The 18,117-nt window shown below is 70.6% G+C and carries 19 protein-coding genes; 8 read left to right on the forward strand and 11 right to left on the reverse strand.

Going from position 1 to position 18,117, the window contains the following annotated elements; translation table 11 throughout:
- Nucleotides 1-59 precede the first annotated feature (59 nt).
- The 4 genes from ACWEF6_RS37890 to ACWEF6_RS37905 form a co-directional block, all read right to left on the reverse strand.
- On the reverse strand, nucleotides 60-440 hold the full coding sequence (locus ACWEF6_RS37890) for a hypothetical protein (RefSeq protein WP_449687365.1): 381 nt from the start codon (nucleotides 438-440) through the stop codon (nucleotides 60-62).
- A 15-nt stretch (nucleotides 441-455) separates the two neighbouring features.
- Entirely contained in the window at nucleotides 456-1,634 is a 1,179-nt protein-coding gene (locus tag ACWEF6_RS37895) for an RtcB family protein (protein ID WP_449687366.1), read from the reverse strand.
- An 89-nt stretch (nucleotides 1,635-1,723) separates the two neighbouring features.
- Nucleotides 1,724-2,764 carry an aspartate-semialdehyde dehydrogenase gene (locus ACWEF6_RS37900; RefSeq protein ID WP_449687367.1) on the reverse strand — a complete coding sequence of 347 codons (1,041 nt, stop codon included), beginning with the start codon at nucleotides 2,762-2,764 and terminating at the stop codon, nucleotides 1,724-1,726.
- The gene (locus ACWEF6_RS37905; protein ID WP_449687368.1) at nucleotides 2,764-4,029 is read right to left on the reverse strand and encodes an aspartate kinase; all 1,266 of its coding nucleotides are present in this window, start codon (nucleotides 4,027-4,029) and stop codon (nucleotides 2,764-2,766) included. Before ACWEF6_RS37905 ends, ACWEF6_RS37900 begins: the two co-directional genes overlap by 1 nt.
- A 228-nt stretch (nucleotides 4,030-4,257) precedes the next feature.
- Here ACWEF6_RS37905 and ACWEF6_RS37910 point away from each other — a divergent pair, with 228 nt between their 5' ends.
- Nucleotides 4,258-4,848 (forward strand): nitroreductase family protein, encoded by a 591-nt coding sequence (locus ACWEF6_RS37910; protein WP_449687369.1) that lies wholly within the window; start codon nucleotides 4,258-4,260, stop codon nucleotides 4,846-4,848.
- A gap of 189 nt (nucleotides 4,849-5,037) precedes the next feature.
- Here ACWEF6_RS37910 and ACWEF6_RS37915 read toward each other — a convergent pair whose 3' ends face one another.
- Nucleotides 5,038-5,406: a hypothetical protein gene (locus ACWEF6_RS37915; RefSeq protein WP_449687370.1), complete on the reverse strand. Its 369-nt coding sequence runs from the start codon at nucleotides 5,404-5,406 to the stop codon at nucleotides 5,038-5,040.
- Nucleotides 5,407-5,634: 228 nt separating this feature from the next.
- On the opposite strand from ACWEF6_RS37915, the gene leuA reads away from it, so the two are divergent.
- Both leuA and ACWEF6_RS37925 read left to right on the forward strand, forming a co-directional pair.
- Nucleotides 5,635-7,395 carry a 2-isopropylmalate synthase gene (gene leuA, locus ACWEF6_RS37920; protein ID WP_449687371.1) on the forward strand — a complete coding sequence of 587 codons (1,761 nt, stop codon included), beginning with the start codon at nucleotides 5,635-5,637 and terminating at the stop codon, nucleotides 7,393-7,395.
- Nucleotides 7,392-8,369 carry a helix-turn-helix transcriptional regulator gene (locus ACWEF6_RS37925; RefSeq protein WP_449687372.1) on the forward strand — a complete coding sequence of 326 codons (978 nt, stop codon included), beginning with the start codon at nucleotides 7,392-7,394 and terminating at the stop codon, nucleotides 8,367-8,369. Before leuA ends, ACWEF6_RS37925 begins: the two co-directional genes overlap by 4 nt.
- Here ACWEF6_RS37925 and ACWEF6_RS37930 read toward each other — a convergent pair.
- Nucleotides 8,360-9,262, reverse strand: coding sequence for an SDR family oxidoreductase (locus tag ACWEF6_RS37930; RefSeq protein WP_449687373.1), 903 nt, complete (start codon nucleotides 9,260-9,262; stop codon nucleotides 8,360-8,362). The two genes, ACWEF6_RS37925 and ACWEF6_RS37930, sit on opposite strands and share 10 nt — an antisense overlap.
- Nucleotides 9,263-9,392: 130 nt before the next feature.
- On the opposite strand from ACWEF6_RS37930, the gene ACWEF6_RS37935 reads away from it, so the two are divergent.
- Entirely contained in the window at nucleotides 9,393-9,944 is a 552-nt protein-coding gene (locus ACWEF6_RS37935) for a DedA family protein (protein WP_449687374.1), read from the forward strand.
- Here ACWEF6_RS37935 and ACWEF6_RS37940 read toward each other — a convergent pair.
- Nucleotides 9,931-10,533: a peroxiredoxin-like family protein gene (locus ACWEF6_RS37940; protein WP_449687376.1), complete on the reverse strand. Its 603-nt coding sequence runs from the start codon at nucleotides 10,531-10,533 to the stop codon at nucleotides 9,931-9,933. The two genes, ACWEF6_RS37935 and ACWEF6_RS37940, sit on opposite strands and share 14 nt — an antisense overlap.
- Before the next feature lie 60 nt (nucleotides 10,534-10,593).
- Here ACWEF6_RS37940 and ACWEF6_RS37945 point away from each other — a divergent pair, with 60 nt between their 5' ends.
- Nucleotides 10,594-11,196: a TetR/AcrR family transcriptional regulator gene (locus ACWEF6_RS37945; RefSeq protein ID WP_449687377.1), complete on the forward strand. Its 603-nt coding sequence runs from the start codon at nucleotides 10,594-10,596 to the stop codon at nucleotides 11,194-11,196.
- Here the strand turns inward: ACWEF6_RS37945 and ACWEF6_RS37950 are convergent.
- Nucleotides 11,186-12,091, reverse strand: coding sequence for a LysR family transcriptional regulator (locus tag ACWEF6_RS37950; protein ID WP_310969263.1), 906 nt, complete (start codon nucleotides 12,089-12,091; stop codon nucleotides 11,186-11,188). The genes ACWEF6_RS37945 and ACWEF6_RS37950 overlap by 11 nt on opposite strands.
- Nucleotides 12,092-12,177: 86 nt before the next feature.
- Here ACWEF6_RS37950 and ACWEF6_RS37955 point away from each other — a divergent pair, with 86 nt between their 5' ends.
- Entirely contained in the window at nucleotides 12,178-13,068 is an 891-nt protein-coding gene (locus ACWEF6_RS37955) for an EamA family transporter (RefSeq protein WP_449687378.1), read from the forward strand.
- Here ACWEF6_RS37955 and ACWEF6_RS37960 read toward each other — a convergent pair.
- A complete protein-coding gene (locus ACWEF6_RS37960) occupies nucleotides 13,065-13,703 on the reverse strand; it encodes a DedA family protein (RefSeq protein ID WP_310969266.1) in 639 nt (212 codons plus the stop codon). The genes ACWEF6_RS37955 and ACWEF6_RS37960 overlap by 4 nt on opposite strands.
- A gap of 729 nt (nucleotides 13,704-14,432) precedes the next feature.
- Between ACWEF6_RS37960 and ACWEF6_RS37965 the strand changes: the two genes are divergently transcribed.
- On the forward strand, nucleotides 14,433-14,783 hold the full coding sequence (locus ACWEF6_RS37965; protein ID WP_310969267.1) for a YciI family protein: 351 nt from the start codon (nucleotides 14,433-14,435) through the stop codon (nucleotides 14,781-14,783).
- Entirely contained in the window at nucleotides 14,780-15,970 is a 1,191-nt protein-coding gene (locus ACWEF6_RS37970) for an RNA polymerase sigma factor (protein WP_449687379.1), read from the forward strand. Before ACWEF6_RS37965 ends, ACWEF6_RS37970 begins: the two co-directional genes overlap by 4 nt.
- A gap of 38 nt (nucleotides 15,971-16,008) precedes the next feature.
- On the opposite strand, the gene ACWEF6_RS37975 is transcribed toward ACWEF6_RS37970, so the two are convergent.
- Together ACWEF6_RS37975 and ACWEF6_RS37980 are read right to left on the reverse strand one after the other, a co-directional pair.
- A complete protein-coding gene (locus tag ACWEF6_RS37975) occupies nucleotides 16,009-17,121 on the reverse strand; it encodes an ABC transporter ATP-binding protein (protein WP_449687380.1) in 1,113 nt (370 codons plus the stop codon).
- On the reverse strand, nucleotides 17,118-18,113 hold the full coding sequence (locus ACWEF6_RS37980; RefSeq protein WP_449687381.1) for an ABC transporter ATP-binding protein: 996 nt from the start codon (nucleotides 18,111-18,113) through the stop codon (nucleotides 17,118-17,120). The genes ACWEF6_RS37975 and ACWEF6_RS37980 overlap by 4 nt, the downstream gene beginning before the upstream one ends.
- Between the last annotated feature and the right edge of the window lie 4 nt (nucleotides 18,114-18,117).

Consider the following 18,117-nt stretch of genomic DNA (forward strand, 5'->3'; position numbering starts at 1 on the left):
CGTTCGGTGCGTTGAACGCACCGAACGCCACATTGGGGCGCATGAGAGCCGGGTGCTCGCTAGCTGCAGGCGGTGCGGAGGGCGTCGAGCTTCTTGACGTTGCGCTGCACCCAGCCGGCCACGACGCCGGCGTCCTCGATGCGTTCCTTCTGCACCTCGACGTAGGACCCGGCCATGCCGAGCAGCGCATTCTTGACGTTCTGGTCCTGGACGTCCGAAGCGAGCTCGCGCAGCCGCCTCTCCTTGTCCGCGGCCCGCGCCTTGAGCTTGTCCGGGTCGACCAGCGGGTTCAGGTCCGCGAGCCCGAGTGCCTCGGTGCAGACGCCCACCTTGCCGACGGTCTTCGCCCCTTGGTCGACCGCGTTGCCGACCTCGGCGCACCCGCCCAGCAGCAGTGCGCTCGCGGCCAGCAACGCGGCCGTCGTTCCACCCCTCGTCATGGCGCCAAGGTACCGTCAGCCCTTGACGCAGACCACCTGCTTGAGGTGCGCCACGACCTCGACCAGGTCCGTCTGCGCGCGGATCACCGTTTCGATGTCCTTGTACGCCGCCGGGATCTCGTCGACCACGCCGGAGTCCTTGCGACACTCGACGCCGGCCGTCTGCGCCGCCAGGTCGTCCGCGGTGAACAGCTTCTTGGCCTTGTTGCGCGACATCCGGCGCCCGGCGCCGTGCGAAGCCGACTGGAACGACGAGTCGTTGCCCAGCCCGCGGACGATGTACGAACCGGTCCCCATGCTGCCCGGGATGATCCCGAGGTCACCCGATCCGGCGCGGATCGCGCCCTTCCGGGTGACGAGCAGTTCGACGCCGTCGTAGGTTTCCTCGGCGACGTAGTTGTGGTGGCACGAAATCGCGTCGTCGAAGGTCACCTGCGGGAGCTCGTCGCGCACCGCCTGCTTCACCAGCGCGACCATCGTGGCGCGGTTGCGCGCCGCGTAGTCCTGCGCCCAGAACAGGTCACGCCGGTAGGCCTGCATCTCCGGCGTGCCGGCGACGAACACCGCGAGGTCCGGGTCGGGCAGGTCGGCGTTGTGCGGCAGCTTCCGCGCGACGGCCATGTGCCGCTCGGCCAGCTCCTTGCCGATGTTGCGCGAACCCGAATGCAGCATCAGCCAGACACGGCCGTCGTCATCGAGGCAGACCTCGATGAAGTGGTTGCCGCCGCCGAGGCTGCCGATCTGCCGCGCGGCCCGGTCGTGCAGCTCCTGGACGCCGGTGTGCAGCTGGCCGAGCTGCTTCCAGAACGCGTCCCAGCCACCGACACCGTGCACCTTCGCCGGGTTCACCGGCGTCTTGTGCAGCCCGAACCCGACCGGCACGGCCGATTCGATGCGCCGGCGCAGCTTCCCGAGGTCGTCGGGCAGGTCGGCGGCGGTGAGCGACGTCCGGACGGCGCTCATCCCGCACCCGATGTCGACACCGACCGCGGCCGGCGACACGGCGTCGCGCATGGCGATGACGCTGCCGACGGTGGCGCCCTTGCCGTAGTGGACGTCGGGCATCACGGCGACGCCGTGCACCCACGGCAGGTTCGCGACGTTGTGCAGCTGCCGCATGGCCTGGTCTTCGACCGACGCGGGGTCCGCCCACATCCGGATCGGGACGCGGGCCCCTTCGACAGCGGTGTACATGGTTTCCTCCCCTTGAAAGCGTTTCGCGGCGCTCAGGATCCCCCGAGCGCCGCGAAACGGCCAAGCGATTATTCAGCTGTCCACTGTGGTCAGATCTGCTGGGCCACCAGCTCCGCGATCTGCACGGCGTTGAGCGCCGCACCCTTGCGCAGGTTGTCGTTCGAGATGAACAGCGCCAGCCCGCGGCCGCCCTCGACGCCCTGGTCCACCCGGATGCGGCCGACGTAGCTCGGGTCGTTGCCCGCCGCCTGCAGGGGGGTCGGGATCTCCGACAGCTCGACCCCGGCCGCGTGCGTCAGCAGCTCCGTCGCGCGCTCGACCGACAGCGGCCGCTCGAACTCCGCGTTCACCGAGATCGAGTGCCCCGAGAACACCGGCACGCGCACGCAGGTGCACGAGACGCCGAGGCCAGGGATGCTCAGGATCTTGCGGCTCTCGTTGCGGAACTTCTTCTCCTCGTCCGTTTCCAGCTCGCCGTCGTCCACAATGGACCCGGCCATCGGGAGGACGTTGAACGCGATCGGGCGGACGTACTTCTCCGGCTGCGGGAACTCGATGGCCGCGCCGTCGTGGGTCAGCAGCGAAGCGTGCTCGGCCGCCGCCTTCACCTGCCCGGCGAGCTCGTCGACGCCGGCCAGCCCGCTGCCGGACACCGCCTGGTACGTCGACGCGACCAGCCGGACCAGCCCGGCCTCGTCGTGCAGCGGCTTCAGCACCGGCATCGCGGCCATGGTGGTGCAGTTGGGGTTCGCGATGATCCCCTTCCGCGCCTCCTTGACGGCTTGCGGGTTGACCTCGCTGACGACCAGCGGCACGTCCGGGTCCATCCGGAACGCCGAGGAGTTGTCGATCACCGTGACCCCCGCCGCGGCGAACCGCGGGGCCTGCGCCTTCGACGTCGAGCCGCCCGCCGAGAACAGTGCGATGTCCAAACCGGACGGATCGGCAGTCTCGGCGTCCTCGACCGTGATTTCGGTGTCGCGCCAGGGAAGCTTCGTCCCCGCCGAGCGCGCCGAAGCGAAGTAGCGCAGCTCGGCGATCGGGAACTCCCGCTCCGCCAGCAGCTTGCGCATCACCGCGCCGACCTGGCCGGTCGCGCCGACCACCCCGACCCGCAGCCCGTCCGCCATCAGCGACCACTCCCCGCGTAGACGACGGCTTCTTCGTCGCCGCCGAGTTCGAACGCCTCGTGGATCGCGCGCACGGCGTCGTCGAGCTGCGCGTCCCGGATCAGCACCGAGATGCGGATCTCCGAGGTGTTGATGATTTCGATGTTGACGCCGGCCTCGGCCAGCGCTTCGCAGAACGTCGCCGTGACACCCGGGTGCGAGCGCATCCCGGCGCCGACGAGCGACACCTTGCCGACGTGGTCGTCGTAGAGGACCGACTCGAAGCCGATCTCCTCCTTGACCTTCTCGAGTTCCTTGACGGCCTTGGCGCCGTTGGCCTTCGACAGCGTGAACGTGATGTCCGTGCGGCCGGAGACGGTGCTGGACACGTTCTGCAGCACCATGTCGATGTCGATCTCGGCGTCGGCGATCACGCGGAAGATCCGGGCCGCGGCACCGGTGGTGTCCGGCACTCCGGTCACCGTGATCTTGGCTTCGGAGCGGTCGTGCGCCACACCGGTGATCAGGGCTTGTTCCACGGGGATCTCCTCGATAGAACCGGTCACCGTCGTGCCCGGCTTGTCGCTGTAGGAAGAACGGACTCGGATCGGGACGCCGTAGCGGCGCGCGTACTCGACCGACCGCAGGTGCAGGATCTTGGACCCGCTCGCGGCGAGCTCGAGCATCTCTTCGTACGTGACGGTGTCGAGCTTCTTCGCGTCCGGCACCACCCGCGGGTCGGCGGTGTACACACCGTCCACATCGGAGTAGATCTCACAGACGTCGGCGTTCAGCGCGGCGGCCAGCGCGACGGCGGTGGTGTCCGAGCCGCCGCGGCCCAGCGTGGTGATGTCCTTGGTGTCCTGCGCGACGCCCTGGAAGCCGGCGACCAGCGCGATGTAGCCCTGCTCGAGGGCTTCGGTGACGCGGCTCGGGGTGACGTCGATGATGCGCGCGTTGCCGTGCACCGACGTCGTGACGACGCCGGCCTGCGAACCGGTGAACGACCACGCCTCGGCCCCCTGGGCCGCGATCGCCATCGCGACCAGCGAGTTCGAGATGCGCTCACCGGCGGTGAGCAGCATGTCCATCTCCCGCTCCGGCGGCGCCGGGTTGACCTGCTGCGCCAGGTCGAGCAGCTCGTCGGTGGTGTCACCCATCGCCGAGCAGACGACGACGACGTCGTTGCCCGCCTTCTTCGTCGCGACGATCCGTTCCGCCACGCGCTTGATCCGGTCGGCACTTTCCAGCGACGATCCGCCGTACTTCTGGACCACGAGGGCCACGCCCGAACCTCCTCGCGGGCCGGGCGGCTCCCTGGTGGGCACCGGAGAGCCCCCGCGTCCCATGATTTGAACTGGAGCCTACCGGGGCTTCGGCGGCCCGCCACCCTCTTGACGTGGGGCGCACCCGTCCGGCGGCGGTCCGGGAAGTAAATCTTCCGCGATGCCAACGGAATGCGCGGAGCCCTTCCTCCCGAGTGACGCACAGCACTCGTGGGTAGTGTCGTCGGCGTGCGGAAACCAGCTGTGACGAGCATCCCGATCGCAACCCTGATGGCGGAACGGTGGAGCCCCCGGGCCTACGACGAGTCAGCCGTCGTCACCCACGAGCAGGTACGGGCGTTGCTGGAGGCGGCCCGCTGGGCGCCGTCGTTCGGCAACACCCAGCCGGCCCGCTACCTGGTGGGCGTCCGCGGCACCCCGTCGTTCGACGCGATCTTGGGGACGTTGAACTCGGGCAACCAGGCGTGGGCCCACCGGGCGAGCCTGCTCCTGATCGGCGTGATGGTGACGACGAACGAGAAGGGCGCGGTGCCGTACGCCGAGTACGGGCTGGGGCTGGCGTCGGAGAACCTCGTGCTGCAGGCGGTGGAGCTGGGGTTGATCGCGCACCAGATGGCGGGCTTCTCGCCGGAGGCGGTCCAGGCGGCGTTCTCACTCCCGGAGGACGCCGTCCCGAAGGTGGCGATCGCCGTGGGGTCGCCGGCGTCGCCGGACGTGCTGGAGGACGACTGGCGGATCGAGCGCGAGAAGGCGGACCGGGTGCGGCTGCCGCTGGAGGAGTTCGCGTTCACCGGCCAGTGGGGCGAGCCGGCGGTCTAAGCCGGGACTCGCGTGATTCCCGGCGGGGCTCGCGTGATCGAAGCCGTATCTCGCGTGATCGGGGCCGGGACTCGCGAGTTCCGGCCCCGATCACAGGAGTTCCGGCTTCGATCACGCGAGTCACGGGCTTGATCACACTGGATCGGCGAAGCGAACCGCGCCGCGTCGGTGCCGTGGCGCGGTCACGCGTCAGGAAGCGCCGCCCACGCGGCGGATGACCTTGGCCAGGATGCCCGACACGACCATCCAGAAGATCGCCGCGATGCCGTAGTTCACCAGCACGCGCAGCTTCTCGTCACTCGGCGTGAACAGGTCGCTGAAGCCCAGGGCCAGGCTGTCCGCCCAGGACTTCACGAACGACACGATGCCGTTGTCCGGGTTGGCCGAGCCGACTGTGAAGATCACGTGGATCACCAGGAACGCGGCGAAGACCAGCCCGACCCAGCGGACGACCGACGCCACCAGCGAGGCGACCTTGCCCCGGGTCTGGCGCCAGTCGACGGCCGCGCGGCCGGAGACGCGGGTCTCCTCCGACGACGACTCTGCGTGCTCACCCATGCCCGCAGTTTCGCACGCCACTACGCCGATTGCTACCCACAAGTAACCATGTGGGTAACGAATGCATCGCGGCCCGGCTTCCCTCACCGAGCGTTCCGTGGTTATGGTGGGGCCGTGGCGCGTGCTCTCCTGCTTCGCTGCCGCGACGGGGCCTGACCGGACCGGCTCCCCGTCGCGGGGCTTCGTGGTGCCGGTCGCACCCGTCGAGCTGGAGACACCCCAAATCCCATGAGCAAGATCCGCAAACCTTCTCGTCCCGCGCCCGCCGGCCAGCCCGCCTGGAACACCCAGCGCGGCACGTCCATGCCGGTGCACCGCTACCGCCCCTGGTACGACCTGGTCGAGAACATCGACCTGCCCGACCGCACCTGGCCCGGAAAGCGCATCGACCGCGCGCCGCTGTGGTGCGCCGTCGACCTGCGTGACGGCAACCAGGCCCTGATCGACCCGATGTCGCCGGCGCGCAAGCGCAAGTTCTTCGACCTGCTGGTCCGCATGGGCTACAAGGAGATCGAGGTCGGTTTCCCGGCCGCGTCCCAGACGGACTTCGACTTCGTCCGCGAAATCATCGAAGACCACGCCATCCCGGACGACGTCAGCATCCAGGTGCTGACCCAGTGCCGCCACGAGCTGATCGAGCGGACCTTCCAGGCCCTCGAAGGCGCGCCGCGCGCGATCGTCCACATCTACAACTCGACGTCGATCCTGCAGCGCCGCGTGGTCTTCCGCGAGGAGCGCGAGGGCATCAAGAAGATCGCCACGCAGGCCGCCGAACTGGTCGTCGAGCTGGCCGCGAAGCAGCCGGACACCGACTTCCGGTTCCAGTACTCGCCGGAGTCCTACACCGGCACCGAGCTGTCCTACGCGCTCGAGGTCTGCAACGCCGTCACCGAGATCTGGCAGCCGACGCCGGAGAAGCCGGTGATCCTGAACCTGCCGGCCACCGTCGAGATGGCCACCCCGAACGTCTACGCCGACTCGATCGAGTGGATGAGCCGGAACCTGGCCCGCCGCGACTCGGTGATCCTGTCGCTGCACCCGCACAACGACCGCGGCACTGGCATCGCCGCCGCCGAGCTGGGCTACCAGGCCGGCGCGGACCGGATCGAAGGCTGCCTGTTCGGCAACGGCGAGCGCACCGGCAACGTCGACCTGGTCGCGCTGGGCATGAACCTCTACAGCCAGGGCATCGACCCGCAGATCGACTTCTCCGACATGGACGAGATCAAGCGGACGGTCGAGTACTGCAACCAGCTGCCGGTGCCCGAGCGCTCGCCGTGGGGTGGCGACCTGGTGTTCACCGCGTTCTCGGGCAGCCACCAGGACGCCATCAACAAGGGCCTCGACGCGCTGAAGGACGCCGCGGACAAGGCGGGCGTACCGGTCGACGAGCACCCGTGGGAGGTCCCGTACCTGCCGATCGACCCGAAGGACGTCGGCCGCACGTACGAGGCCGTGATCCGGGTGAACTCGCAGTCCGGCAAGGGCGGCGTCGCCTACATCATGAAGGCCGAGCACCAGCTCGACCTGCCGCGCCGGCTGCAGATCGAGTTCTCGAAGGTCATCCAGCGCTACACCGACTCCGAGGGCGGCGAGGTCGACCCGACGACGATGTACAACGCCTTCTCGGCCGAGTACCTGGAGCTGAAGACGCCGCTGGAGCTGGTCCGCCAGCACGTCCGCGACAACGGCGACGGCGAGTACGACATCACCGCGACGGTCCGCGTGGAGGGTGACGAGCACGAGGTCACCGGCCGCGGCAACGGCCCGATCGCGGCGTTCTTCGACGCGCTGTCGACGGTCGGGTACGACCTGCGCCTCCTGGACTACAGCGAGCACACGCTCTCCCCGGGCGACGACGCGCGTGCGGCGTCGTACATCGAGTGCGCGATCTCCGACCGCGTGTTCTGGGGCATCGGCATCGACCCGTCGATCGTCACGGCGTCGCTGCGCGCGGTCGTCTCGGCGGTGAACCGCGCCAACCGGTGAGGGCCGAGCGGCTGGTCGCGCTGCTGTTCACGCTGCAACGGCGGCGCAGCGCGACCGCCGCCGAGCTCGCTGCGGAGCTGGGCGTTTCGGAGCGGACGATGCACCGCGACCTGGCGGCGCTGCGCGAAGCGGGCGTTCCGCTGTGGACGGAGCAAGGCCGGCACGGCGGCTTCCGCCTGGTCGACGGCTGGCGCTCCGGGCTCGACGGCCTCACCGCGCGCGAGGCTGTCGCGCTCTTCGCGCTGGGGGTGCCTTCCGCACTGGCGGGCCTCGGCCTGGACACGGCGAGCAGCGCGGCGCGGGCCAAGGTGTCCGCGGGCATGCCGGCCGAGCTGCAGGAACACGCGGCGTTGGTGGCCGGGCGGTTCCACCTGGACGCGCCGGGCTGGTTCGGTGCCGCCGACGAGCCGCCGTCGCTGACGGCGGTGGCGCAGGCGGTGTGGTCCCAGCGGCGTCTTGTGGTGACATATCGACGCCGCGACAAAGTGGCTTCGCGGGAGCTCGAACCGCTGGGGCTCGTGCTGAAGGCGGGGGTCTGGTACCTGGTCGCGCGCGTGGTCCCGGACGACGCGCTGCGGACGTACCGGGTGTCGCGGATCCTCTCGACGGCCCAGCTCGAGACGGCTTTCGAGCGGCCTGAGGAGTTTGACCTGGCCGAGTGGTGGCGGGTGTCTTCCGCGACGTTCGAGCAGGTCGCCCGGCCGCTGCGAGTCCGAGCCCGGCTGGACCGGACGGCGGTCCGCGAGCTGCGGCGGGTGTTCGGCGGGGAGCACCTCGGGGACACGGTGGTATCGCTGGGCGCGGCGGACGCCGACGGCTGGGCCGAGGCCGAACTCGCCCTGGAAGACGACGAGATCGGCCTCGGCCAGCTGGTCGCGCTCAGCCCGGGTGTCGAGGTGCTGGAGCCGGCTTCGCTGCGGGCGGACCTGGCCGCGATCGGTGCGAAGCTGGCCGCCCGCAACGCTCAGCGGTAACCGGTCGTATCCGCCGGTTTGCCCGCGTCCGCCACCTCCCGCATGTACCGCCAGGCGTCCGGGCGGCTGCCGTCGAGGTCGTTCACCTCGTACTCCTTCGCCAGCTGGCCGCTGCTCACCGTCTGCCCGGACCACCGCTGCCGCGCAGGGTCCGCCGCCAGTGCCACCACCGTGCGGCCGCAGAACGTCGGCGACTCGGCGATCGCGAAGTGCGGCACCCGCGAGCAGGCGTCTCGCCAGTTCTCCTCCGTCACCCCGTAGTGCTCCAGCATTGCCTCCGATCGCAGGTAGCCCGGTGTGAAGCCGACCGCGGTCGCCCCGAAGGCAGCCAGCTCGGCCGCCTCGCCGATCGCCAGCAGGTGCGCCGACGCCTTCGCCACGTAGAACGGCAGCGACGTCCCCTCGCGGTACTTCGCGTTGTACTCGGCCGTGCCGTCGGTCAGCTCGACGACCAGGCCGCCCGGGCGGCCGATCAGCAGCGGGAGCAGGAAGTGGCTGGTGATCAGGTGCGCGTCGATGCCGAGGCGGATCATGCGCAGGCCCGCCGTCAGGTCGTGCTCCCACACCGGCTTGCCCCAGCCGAGGTGCTGGTCGCCGCCCCAGAGGCCGTCGACCAGGATGTCGAGGCGCTCGATCCGCTTGGCCAGCGCCTCGACCTCCTCCGGCACCAGGTGGTCGACGCGGATCGCTTCCGCCTCGCCACCCGCCCGCTCGACCAGCTCGGCCGTCTCCTCGATCGTCTCCGGGCGGTCCACTTCGGACCGTCCGGCACGGGTCGTCCGGCCGGTCACGTACACGAAAGCGCCCGCGCGGCCGAGTTCGACGGCGATCGCCCGGCTCGCGCCGCGCGTCCCGCCCGCCACCAGTGCGACTTTTCCGGAAAGTGTGTTCATGCGTTCAGCCTCACGGCGAACCATGACAACTCCTGGCATGGTTTCCCCGAGTCTGTGGAAGAGCTGTCGGGTTGCTGTGAGTCCCCGTCGATCGGGAGTGCCCGGCGGCGGGCCGGCGGTTAATGGAGGTGTGGACGGATCGACGGCGGGACTGCTGGTGCTGTTCGTCGTCGCGCTCGTGCCGCTGCTGCCCACCGAGGTGACCATCCTCGGCATGGGCATCTCGGCGGCGCAGGGCGGGACGTCGCTGGCGCTGGTGATCGCCGTGGCGAGTGCCGGGTGCCTGGCGTCCGACCAGGCGCTCTACGCCCTCGGCCGGTTCGGTGGCCGGGCGGCGCTGGACCGGCTGAGCAGGCGGAAGAAGGTTGCCGCCGGCCTCGGCTGGCTCGACGGGCGGCTGCAGCGCCATCCCCGGCCGGTGCTGGTGGTCGCCCGCTGGCTGCCGTCGGGCGGGACGCTGGGCGCCCTCCTCGCCGGATCGCTCCGGTGGCCGATGTCGGAGTTCTTCACCGCATCGGCCGTCGGCGTCACACTCTGGACGTCGTACGTGGCCCTTCTCGGCTACGCCGGCGGCCGGATCGTCACCGAACCCGGGATCAGCCTGCTGCTCTCCCTGGCCGTGGCCCTGATCCTGGGTTCGGTGATCACCTACAGCGTGAAACGGTCGGCTAGAGCGCTTTGAGAATGTCGGCCGGTTCGGTGCGTGTGACGAAGTCCGGGTGGACGTCGATGTACCGGATCATCCGGTCGCGGCCGACCACGACGACGGCCGGGTGGACCAGCTCCCAGCTGCCGTTGACCTCCTCGAGGTCCGTCCCCAGCGTCTTCATCGCCTCGCGGACGACATCGGAGACCGGATAGCTCAGCCCGAGCCCCCGCGCGACCGTGCTGCCGACGTCCGAGAGCACCGGGAACGCCAGGTCCGGCACCGCGCCGTCCGGCTTCTGCGGGCTGATCGCCGCCAGCCTCGCGCCGGACTTCGCCAGCTCGGGCAGCAGTTCCTGCTGGTAGGTGCGCAGCGTCAGGTTGCAGTAGGGGCACCACTGGCCGCGGTAGAACACGAGCACCGCCGGGCCCTCGGCAACGAGCTCGCCCAGGCTCGTCGACGTCCCGTCGGCTCCCGGCAGCGTGAAGTCCTCGATCTTGGCGCCCACCTCGGCGAAGTCCGTCGCGACACGGCGGCGGTCCGCCTCGAGGACCTCGGCGATCTCCGGCGGCAGGGCGCCGCGGAGCTGGTCGTTGAGCCCGGTCAGGGCCTGGTCGAGCGTCATGGCTCCCCCTCAGTTCGTTGTACTGATCGGTACAGTGTGCCGAACTGTACTATTCGGTACATGGAGGCGCAAGCGGCTTCGACCCCGCGCGGCAAGCGCACGCGCGACGCGATCGTCGACGCGGCGGCGGGCCTGATGTACGTCGACGGCGTCGCGGGCACGAGCGTCGACAAGGTGCTGGCCGCGAGCGGCGCCGGGAAATCGCAGATGTACCACTACTTCAAGAACAAGGAACAGCTGGTCGCGGCCGTGATCGACCGGTACCTCGAGCAGATCCTCGGCAACCAGCCGGCCATCTTCACGCTGGCGTCCTGGGCCGACCTCGAGACGTGGACCGAGCAGCTCCTCGACGTCCACCGCCGCGCGGGCGGGCCGATCGCCTGCCCGCTGGGCAACCTCGCGGGCGAGGTGGGCGACAACCCGAAGCTGGCCCCGCTGGTCGACCAGGCCTACCGGACGTGGGAGTCCCACCTGGCGCGCGGACTGAAAGCCTTGCAGGACAACGGAGAACTGGCCGCGGACGCCGACCCGGCCCGGCTCGCGCAGGCGGCGATGACGTCCGTCCAAGGTGGACTGCTGCTGGCCCACCTCCGCCACGACCTCACGGCGCTGCAGGACGCGCTCGGCATCGCGCTCGGCTACCTGCGCGGCTTCAAGCGGTGAGCTGGGCGATCTCCGCGCGGAGTTCGTCGATCACCTTGGCCACCGCCGGACGCTGCAGCGCGCCCGTGCGGCACACCGCCTCCACCAGCCGGGCCGCGCGGATCCCGGCCAGCGGCCGGCTGACCAGGCCACTGCCCCGGCGGGTGTCGATCGTGTAGCGCGGCACCAGTGCGATGCCGTGCCCGGCCGCGACCAGCCGCTCGGTGATCCGGAAGTCGTTGATCCGCTGGACGACGACCGGCCGCACGCCGGTGCGGACGGTCAGCGAGCGCAGCACGTCGTCCACCGGGAAGCCGTGGTCGACGCCGATCCAGCGTTCGTCGGCCAGCTCGGCCAGTTCGACGCGGCGCCGGTTCGCCAGCCGGTGCCCCGTCGGCAGCGCGACGTCGAGCGGTTCGCGCAGCAGCGGCACCACCTCGAGGCGGCTCGAGTCGAACTCCGGCGCGTGCTCGTCGCGGTGCGCCACGACGATGTCGTAGTCCGCGACCAGGCCGGGCACCTCCGGCGGCGTCATGTCGACGTCCCGGACGTCGACCTCCAGGCCGTCGTACCCGGCGACGCGCGACAGCAGCCCCGGCAGCAGCATCAGGCCGGCCGACTGGAAGATGGCGATCCGCACCCGCCCGCGCGGCGCGCTGCGGTAGGTGTCCAGTTCGGACTCGGCCCGTTCGAGCGCGGCGAGCACCTCATCGGCGCGGGCGACCAGCGCGCGGCCGGCGTCGGTCAGCCGCAGACCCCGGCCCGCGGGCTCGGTGAGCGGCAGGCCGACTTCGCCCTGCAACGCGCGCAGCTGCTGCGAAACCGCGGACGGCGTGCAGTGCAGGGCACGCGCGGCCGCCGTCACGCTCCCGCGGTCGGCGAACTCCCGCAGCGTGCGCAACCGGCCCAGATCCACGCCGTCACTGTACTTGAAGCTCCGCTACAAGGTTCCTGCAGATATTCTCGCTGGTCCTTCACGGTCGGCGTTGCCACAGTGGAGGCATGCCCGCTCGTGACCGTCTGCTCGCCGTGCTCGTCGCCGTCCTGTGGGGCCTGAACTTCCTGGCCATCCACGCCACACTCGGGCAGTTCCCGCCGGTGTTCGCGGGCGCGCTGCGGTTCGCCGTGATCGCCGTGCCGACGATCCTGTTCGTGCCGTGGCCGAAGGTGAAGGTGCGGCACCTGCTCGGCTACGGCCTCGGGTTCGGCACCGGCCAGTTCGCGTTCCTGTTCATCGCGATGGACAGCGGGATGCCGACCGGGCTGGCGTCGCTGGTGCTGCAGGCGTCGGCGCCGTTCACGGTGCTGCTCGGCGCCGTCTTCCTGCGCGAACGCGTCACGCCGCACCAGCTGGCGGGCATCGCGCTGGCGGTGGCCGGGATGGCCGCGATCGCGTGGCAGCAGTCCGGGCACGCCGCGCTGCTGCCGATGGTCCTGACCCTGCTGGCCGCGCTGAGCTGGGCGTTCGGCAACCTGAGCACGCGCAAGGCCGAGCCGGACAACCCGCTGCACTTCACGCTGTGGATGTCGGTGGTGCCGCCGCTGCCGATGTTCGCGCTGTCGCTGGTCATGGAGGGCCCGGCCGCGCAGTGGCGTTCGCTGACGACGCTCGGCACCCCGACCGGCCTCACCGCGCTCGCCGGGCTGACGTACGTGGTGCTGATCGGCACGGTCGTCGGTTCGGGCCTGTGGACGACGCTGATGCGCCGCAACCCGGCGGGCGTGGTGTCGCCGTTCTCGCTGCTGGTGCCGGTGGTCGGGCTGACGGCGTCGTTCCTGATCCTGGGCGAGCGCCCGACCTGGCTGGAGGTCGGCGCGGCGGCCGTCGTGATCGCCGGGGTGCTGCTGGGCTCGTTGCGGTTCGCGCCCAAGCGGGACCTGGTCGCGGTCTAGGCGGCGGTCTCTTCCTGCTTTTCCTCTTCCGGGTGGTTCCGGCCGAGGCGCTTCTTCATGACGAAGAAGACCACCACGCCGATGAGGACGGCGGCCACCAGGCCGAACTTGGAGAACCGGCCGAGCCACTCTTCGGCCACCACGCCGAGGTAATAGACGGCGGCGGTGGTACCCCCGGCCCAGACGATGCCCCCGGCGGCGTTCGCCAACAGGAACTTCGGGTAGTGCATCCGCAGCGACCCGGCGAGAGGCCCGGCGAGGATCCGCAGGAACGCGATGAACCGCCCGAGGAAGACGGCCCACACACCACGTTTGTTGAAGATCCGTTCGGCGTTGGCCAGGTGCGCCGGCCCGAAATGCTTCGGGAATTTCCGGCCGGCCCAGGCGAACAGCCGTTGCCCACCGGTTTTCCCGATGAAGTACCCGATGCTGTCACCGATGATGGCGCCGGCACTGGCCAGAATCCCGATCCAGAGCGGGCTCAGGTTGCTGTGCTGCGACGCGAGCAGGGCCGCGCTGACCAGCACGATCTCGCCGGGCAGCGGAATCCCGAGGCTCTCGATCATGATCACCGCACCGACGATCAGGTACACCGAGAGCGGCGGGATCGCCTCCAGCCATTGGTCGATGTGCACAGCTCGTACCCCCTGGTACCCACGTCCGATTTCGGTGTTCGCTTTCCGAAGGGTACCGGTGGTGTTCCGCAGAGCGCGGCATCCTCAGGTATGGCCGGGGGTACGACTTTGGTCGGGTTCGCTTTTGGTCGAGGGGCGGCTTTGGCCGGGGTTGGCTTCGGTCGGGCTGGCTTTGGCCGGGGTCCGCTTGGGCCGGCTTGGGCCGCAGGCCCGGCTTCGGCCGGGGCTGGCTTCGGCCGGGCTGGTTTCGGCCGGGGTCCGCTTGGGCCGCAGGCCCGGCTTCGGCCAGGGTCCGCTTGGGCCGCAGGCCCGGCTTCGGCTTGGGCTGGCTTCGGCCAGGGTCCGCTTGGGCCGCAGTCCCGGCTTCGGCTGGGGCTGGCTTCGGCCGGGGCCGCTTAGGCCGCAGGCCCGGCTTTGGGCCGCAGGCCCGGCTTCGACCGAGTGCTCGCCCCCCGTCCCGCCAAGACCCCACCGGCCACACCCCCCTGCCGACCCGATACGCAGCCGCCTCAGCGGCCGTCACGCCGGGTCAAGGCACGCTTTCCCGCCTTGACGCGGCGTGACGGCCGTTGAACAATCCGGCGTCCGGGTCGGTGGAGGGACACAAAGCGTGCTCACCGGGGCATCTCGCGTGCTTGGCAAGGCATCACCCCCAAGCACCACAGTTGTCCACAGGCTCCACCCCCATGTGGACAACTCCGGTGGACAAACCAAGCACAGGAGACTCCAGTGAAATACGTGGTCCTGATCTACGGCAACCCCGCGTCGCGCCAGGCGTGGGAAGGGATGACCGACGAGCAGCGGGCCGCCGGGCTGGCCTACTACCAGCAGCTCAACGACGACCTCGATGCCTCCGGCGAACGGATCGTCTCCGAGCGGCTCGCCTACCCGGAGCTGACCAAGCAGGTGGGCGTCACCGACGGGCCCTTCGCCGAGGCCAAGGAGTTCCTCGCCGGCTTCTACCTGCTCGACTGCGAGAGCGAAGAGCGCGCCCTCGAGATCGCCGCGAAGGTCCCGGAAGCGTCCTTCGGCAAGGTCGAGGTGCGGCCGGTGATGGGACTCCACGGACCGGAGCTGTGACCGACGTCGAACTCCTGCTCCGGGAGCTCGCGCCGCAGGTCCTCGCCGCGCTGGTCCGGCGGTACGGCGGGTTCGACACCTGCGAGGACGCCGTCCAGGAAGCCCTGCTCGCCGCGTCGCGGCAATGGCCGGGCGAGGGGATTCCGGATCACCCGAAGGGGTGGCTGATCACCACCGCGTCCCGGCGGCGGATCGAGCAGTGGCGCAGCGACACCGCGCGGCGACGGCGTGAGGAGGCCGTCGCCCAGGCCGAGCCGCCCGGCCAGGAGCCCGCCGGCGGCGTCGACGACACGCTGACCTTGCTGCTGCTCTGCTGCCACCCGTCACTGAAACCGCCGTCGCAGGTCGCGCTCACGCTGCGGGCCGTCGGCGGGCTCACCACCGCCGAGATCGCGCGTGCCTTCCTCGTCCCCGAGGCCACCATCGGCCAGCGGATCAGCCGCGCGAAACAGAAGCTGAAAGGCGAACGGCTCACCCACGACCAGCGCCCCGAGCGGCTGGCCGCCGTGCTGCAGGTGCTCTACCTGATCTTCACCGAGGGCCACACCGCCAGCTCGGGGGACACGCTGAGCCGCGTCGAGCTGACCACCGAGGCGATCCGGCTGGTCCGGCAGCTGCACGCGGAACTGCCGGACGACGGCGAAGTCACCGGGCTGCTGGCCCTGATGCTGCTCACCGAAGCCCGCCGGCCCGCGCGCGTCGACGCCGCCGGGGCGCTGGTCCCGCTGGCCGAGCAGGACCGGTCGCGCTGGAACCGGGCATTCATCGACGAAGGCGTCGCGCTGATCACCCAGGCGCTGGCCACCGCGCCCGTCGGCCCCTACCAGCTGCAAGCCGCGATCGCCGCGATCCACGACGAGGCCCCGACCAGCGAAGACACCGATTGGGCCGAGATCCTCACGCTCTACGACCTCCTGCGGGTCGTCGCGCCCGGTCCGATGGTGACGTTGAACCGGGTGGTCGCGTTTGCGCAGGTCCACGGCCCCGAGCGGGGGCTGGCGGAACTGGGCGAAGCGGCGAAACACCTCAAGCAGCACCACCGGGTCGACGCCATCCGCGCGCACCTGCTCGAAACCGCCGGTGACCCGGCCGGCGCCCGCGAGGCGTACCTGGCCGCCGCCCGGCGGACGCTGAGCCTGCCGGAACAGGCGTACCTGCAGTCCCGGGCCGCCAAGCTGGCGACCTGAGAACGGCCGACCGGGACAAGGCCCGGCCGGCCGTCACTTCAGAGGATCTCGGCTGCGGTGCCGACGTCCGGCGGGCCCAGGTCGGGGTTGAGCGCCCCGGTGAGCTCCACCAGCTCCGGCTCCACCTCGTGCGGCTGGATGCGCCCGTCGCGGATGTCCTCCGCGTAGTGGCACGCCACCCGGTGCCCGCCGCCGATTTCGCGCAGCTGCGGGCGGTCGGTGTTGCACAGGCGCTCCTGCCGCCACGGGCAGCGGGTGTGGAACCGGCAGCCCGACGGCGGGTTGGCCGGCGAGGGCAGGTCACCGGCGAGCAGGATCTGCTCACGGGTGTCCTCGACCTGCGGGTCCGGCACCGGGATGGCCGACAGCAGCGCCCGCGTGTACGGGTGCAGCGGGTCCCGGTACAGCGAGTCCGCGTCGGTCTCCTCGACCAGCGCACCCAGGTACATCACGCCGATGCGGTCGGAGATGTGCCGCACCACCGCGAGGTCGTGCGCGATCACGACGTAGGTCAGGCCGAGCTGCTGCTGCAGGTCCTCCAGCAGGTTCACCACCTGGGCCTGCACCGAAACGTCCAATGCGGACACCGGCTCGTCGGCGACGATCAGGTCCGGCTCCACCGCCAGCGCCCGCGCGATGCCGATGCGCTGGCGCTGCCCGCCCGAGAACTCGTGCGGGTACTTCCGCAGCGACGTCTCCGGGAGGCCGACCGCGGCCAGCAGCTGCCGCAGCCGCCGCTGGGTGGCTTCCTTGTCCTTGTCGAGGCCGTGCGCGTGCATGCCCTCGAGCAGGATGGACTCGACCGACTGGCGCGGGTCCAAACTGGACATCGGGTCCTGGAAGATCATCTGCATCCGGCGCCGGGCCTTCCGCAGTTCCTCCCCCTTCAAGGCCGCGACGTCGGTGCCGTCGAACTTCACGGAACCGGCGGTGGGCTCGTTGAGCCGCAGGATCGCCCGGCCCAAAGTGGACTTGCCGCAGCCGGATTCGCCCACCAGGCCGTAGGTTTCGCCGCGGCGGATGGCCAGGTCGACGCCGTCGACCGCGAACACGTGACCGACCGTCCGGTCGATCACGATGCCGCGCTTGATCGGGAAGTGCACCTTGAGGTCGGTGACCTCGAGCAGCACGTCACCAGCAGGACGGGTCATCGGGTTCCTCCTCCCGCGGCGACCGCGGGCCGCACGGGGTTGTGACAGCGCAGCAGCCCGCCCTGGTCGGGCACCAGCTGCGGCTGGACCTCGCGGCAGACCGGCAGCGCGTTGGGGCACCGCGGCGCGAACGCGCACCCGTGGTCCCACGGGATGTTGTCGGCCACCGAACCCCGGATGGGGATCAGCTTCTCGCCGCGGCCCGCGTCCAGGCGCGGGATCGAGGCGAGCAGGCCGTGCGTGTACGGGTGGCGCGGCTCGGCGAACAGCTGGTGCCGCTGCGCCCGCTCGACGATCTTGCCGCCGTAGAGCACGTTCACCTCGTCGCACAGCCCGGCGACGACACCGAGGTCGTGCGTGATCATGATCAGCGCGGTGCCGGTGTCCTGCACCAGTTCCCGCAGCAGCGCGAGGATCTGCGCCTGGATGGTGACGTCGAGCGCGGTGGTCGGCTCGTCGGCGATGAGCAGCCGCGGCCGGCACGCCAGCGCGATCGCGATCAGCGCGCGCTGCCGCATCCCGCCGGAAAGCTGGTGCGGGTACTCGGAAAGCCGGCGCGACGGGTCGGGGATGCCGACCTTGTCGAGCAGGTCCACCGCTTCGACGGACGCCGCCTTGCGCGACATCCCGCGGTGGCGCTCCAGCACCTCGGTGATCTGCAGCCCGATCGGGATGACCGGGTTCAGCGAGGACAGCGGGTCCTGGAAGACCATGCCGAGGTCGCGGCCGCGGCGATCGCGCATTTCCCGGTCGGACAGGGACAGCAGGTCGGTGCCTTCGAAGCGCACCGAGCCGCTGACCTTGTTGCCGCGCTTGGCCAGCAGCCGCATGATCGCCAGCGACGTCACGGACTTGCCGCAGCCGGACTCGCCGACCAGGCCGACCGTCTGGCCCGGCTCGACGTCGAAGCTGACGCCTTCCACCGCGGTGAACGGCTGCTCGCCGCGCCGCTGGAACACGACCGAAAGGTCGCGGACTTCAAGGAGTGCCATGGGT

Source organism: Amycolatopsis sp. NPDC004772 (assembly GCF_053601215.1).

Excerpts from the sequence above, each read along its gene's own strand:
- ACWEF6_RS37895 (WP_449687366.1), bottom strand. The coding sequence starts at position 1,634 with ATGTACACCGCTGTCGAAGGGGCCCGCGTCCCGATCCGGATGTGGGCG.
- ACWEF6_RS37980 (WP_449687381.1), bottom strand. The coding sequence starts at position 18,113 with ATGGCACTCCTTGAAGTCCGCGACCTTTCGGTCGTGTTCCAGCGGCGC.
- ACWEF6_RS37955 (WP_449687378.1), top strand. The coding sequence starts at position 12,178 with ATGCCCGCTCGTGACCGTCTGCTCGCCGTGCTCGTCGCCGTCCTGTGG.
- ACWEF6_RS37940 (WP_449687376.1), bottom strand. The coding sequence starts at position 10,533 with ATGACGCTCGACCAGGCCCTGACCGGGCTCAACGACCAGCTCCGCGGC.
- ACWEF6_RS37900 (WP_449687367.1), bottom strand. The coding sequence starts at position 2,764 with ATGGCGGACGGGCTGCGGGTCGGGGTGGTCGGCGCGACCGGCCAGGTC.
- ACWEF6_RS37975 (WP_449687380.1), bottom strand. The coding sequence starts at position 17,121 with ATGACCCGTCCTGCTGGTGACGTGCTGCTCGAGGTCACCGACCTCAAG.
- ACWEF6_RS37890 (WP_449687365.1), bottom strand. The coding sequence starts at position 440 with ATGACGAGGGGTGGAACGACGGCCGCGTTGCTGGCCGCGAGCGCACTG.
- ACWEF6_RS37930 (WP_449687373.1), bottom strand. The coding sequence starts at position 9,262 with ATGAACACACTTTCCGGAAAAGTCGCACTGGTGGCGGGCGGGACGCGC.
- ACWEF6_RS37945 (WP_449687377.1), top strand. The coding sequence starts at position 10,594 with ATGGAGGCGCAAGCGGCTTCGACCCCGCGCGGCAAGCGCACGCGCGAC.
- ACWEF6_RS37915 (WP_449687370.1), bottom strand. The coding sequence starts at position 5,406 with ATGGGTGAGCACGCAGAGTCGTCGTCGGAGGAGACCCGCGTCTCCGGC.
- leuA (WP_449687371.1), top strand. The coding sequence starts at position 5,635 with ATGAGCAAGATCCGCAAACCTTCTCGTCCCGCGCCCGCCGGCCAGCCC.